The sequence below is a fragment of the Candidatus Symbiopectobacterium sp. NZEC135 genome, assembly GCF_025962695.1.
The window spans coordinates 1-1,989 of sequence record NZ_JAGFPF010000276.1; the positions used below are offsets into that span (position 1 = coordinate 1).

The window sequence follows — 1,989 nt, forward strand, 5'->3', positions numbered from 1 at the left end:
TCAGTTATCATTTGGTTTATGGAATTATTTATCGTGACTAAACGTTGGTTTATTACCGGAACAGACACTGAAGTGGGTAAAACTATCGCTAGCGGTGCATTACTACAGGCTGCTGCGCGGGCGGGATATCGTTGTGCGGGCTATAAGCCGGTAGCGTCCGGGGCGGAGATGACCCCGCAGGGCATACGTAATGAAGATGCTTGCCATCTGCAAGCGTGCAGCAGCGTGTCGCTCACTTACGATGAGGTCAATCCGTTGGTGTTTATTGAGCCGACCTCGCCGCATATCGTGAGCCGGGTTGAGCAGAGGCCTATTGATTTTGAGGTGATGTCGCGCGGTCTGGTCGCACTGACAGAAAAGGCCGATTGGGTGCTGGTGGAAGGTGCGGGGGGCTGGTTTACACCGCTGACTGAGCAGAAAACGTATGCCGACTGGGTACAACACGAGCAACTGCCAGTGATTCTGGTGGTGGGAATTAAGCTGGGATGCATCAATCATGCCTTACTGACGGCTCAGGTCGTTACGCAGGCAGGATTAACGCTGGCGGGGTGGATAGCTAACGACATTCAACCGACCGGACGCTGGCATCAAGACTATCTGGAGACGCTACAACGCCATCTTTCTGCGCCGCTGCTCGGCGAAATTCCCCACGTCGATGCGCCCTACACGCAGGATTTGGGTACGTATCTGGATATTGAATTGCTACGCGTTTGACCCGTTATTGCCTGAAACAAAAAATACGGCATTAACCTCCTTACTGATAGGTAACTGTCTGACAATAATGTGCACTTATTCGTTAAGTGTTTCTTATCAGATAAGGGAGTTATGATGACGAGCATTAATACAGTATACCATATTGCTGTTTGCGCAGCGGGTGTTGAAAATCAGGATGAGATAAATAAGGCTATATCCCCTAAGGGATTGTTGGAATATATTGTTAATTTCTTTACCTTTGGTGGCGTGCGGAAAAAAAATGAAGAGCTGTATCGACAGATTAACCATGATATTCTGCTGTCGATAAATTCCTCAAAAACATTGTATGATCTTACAAAAACAGGGATTATTACTTTGGATAACATCCAAGGTAATCAAGTCACCTTTACCTTGCCGGGTAATAATAATGAAAACGGTATGGTTCTGGTAACCGTCAGCAATGGCAAGCATGAGGAGAAAGGCGAGATTCCGGGCGATAAATTTAAATCTTCACTAACAACAACGATGATGAAGCCGGGGGGGAACGCGTTAAGTACCATTGAGGAAGACGATGAAGATGAAACGGGCTTTTCATTCGATGGGCATTATATCGATGATACTTTTGATGACTATATTCGCATCTGTAATACACAATATGGCTCTGTCGATAGTGCTATAGATGAAGCACTAAACGTGCTCGATGTTGACGATGTGAACAGTATCATACAGGAAGGTGGGATTTTTTCAGTATCAAGTAAGGATACACCTGCTCAGCCATCCTAAAAGTCATTTTCCCATTAAAAATCGCATTTAAGGGCGTGAATAAAAGCATCTCATGAGATAATTATTGGAATATGAGATGCATCTGTATTTATTTCACATCAGTATCAATTCACGTTGCCGATGACCCATACTATTAGGCAACGTGAAGTCATCTCTCCCAGCGCTGAAGCGCCAATTTGGTGAGGATGATAGTGCTTGTCACTCAGGTCTTGGGCCGCGTTCAGCACCCTCATGAACTACGTGTTCACGTCGGTGTCGCTGCACACCTGTCACACTGTCCTCGATTGACGCGTCCATGCCACTACTCGCCAGTTTGTGCGCCAAGACGATTTTTTGTGCAAAACGTCTAAAACTCATGCATAAGTGAAATCTTTGCACAAACGCTAAAAAAATCCTGATTTCCCTTAGCCTCATAACAATAAGCTATTTCACTAGAGCAGCAGGCATGCGGGCTTGTGGGAGTTATCCACTACTTCTGTGGATAACCATGTGCATTAGGTTTAGAAAAACGGT

General features: G+C 45.8%; 2 protein-coding genes. Both read left to right on the forward strand.

Annotated features, from left to right (window positions below; all coding sequences use genetic code 11):
• Window positions 1–33: 33 nt before the first annotated feature.
• Window positions 34–714 (forward strand): dethiobiotin synthase, encoded by a 681-nt coding sequence (bioD, locus tag J5224_RS25845; protein ID WP_264628054.1) that lies wholly within the window; start codon window positions 34–36, stop codon window positions 712–714.
• Window positions 715–825: 111 nt separating this feature from the next.
• Window positions 826–1,476: a hypothetical protein gene (locus J5224_RS25850; protein ID WP_264628053.1), complete on the forward strand. Its 651-nt coding sequence runs from the start codon at window positions 826–828 to the stop codon at window positions 1,474–1,476.
• Window positions 1,477–1,989 lie beyond the last annotated feature (513 nt).

What these genes read in the sequence shown, in the direction of transcription:
- J5224_RS25850 (WP_264628053.1), top strand. Translation starts at nt 826, where the DNA reads ATGATGACGAGCATTAATACAGTATACCATATTGCTGTTTGCGCAGCG.